The following is a 476-nucleotide window of genomic DNA, read 5'->3' on the forward strand; positions in this document are numbered from 1 at the left end:
TCGCCGCGGATGACCTCGTGGTTCACGGTGAACGGAATGGTCTCGCCGTTCCGGATCAGCGTGACTTCATGTCCGGTGCGGAGCAGGGTCGCGATAGAGAACTTGAGCCCAGTGCCGAAGTAGCCAATCGGGCTGGCCCCGGTTTTCACAGAGACGCCCATAAGGGCAATCGCGTTCAGGTCAATCGGTTCAGCATTGCAAAAATATACAGTCATGATTACCTCCTTGAATGTTCATGGCGCGTCACCTCTGGACGGTGCTCATAGCAAGTCGAGCGATAGCCCGTTGGAGTCGGCGTTCCGCATGAGACAAAGCCGAGACATCCAGGCTCGTCGCAAATGGCTGGCATATCGTCGTAGATCCAGCCCTGCTTTTTGAGGGTTCTGGCAATGAAATCAGAGACGGTCGCATAGGGGCCGCAGCAGTACCAATCCATGTAGTCGCCTTCGCCCCGGAGGCGGGCGATCAGCGCGCCG

General features: G+C 57.8%; 2 protein-coding genes. Both read right to left on the reverse strand.

The window, feature by feature from the left end:
- Positions 1-215, reverse strand: a 215-nt coding sequence (locus CQ12_RS45525) for a hypothetical protein (RefSeq protein ID WP_198164368.1), incomplete at its 3' end; no start/stop codon positions are given.
- Positions 216-217: 2 nt separating this feature from the next.
- The coding region (locus CQ12_RS45785; protein WP_210180609.1) for a hypothetical protein at positions 218-476 on the reverse strand (259 nt) is incomplete at its 5' end.

Source organism: Bradyrhizobium jicamae, assembly GCF_001440395.1.
In the GTDB taxonomy this organism is placed as follows: domain Bacteria; phylum Pseudomonadota; class Alphaproteobacteria; order Rhizobiales; family Xanthobacteraceae; genus Bradyrhizobium; species Bradyrhizobium jicamae.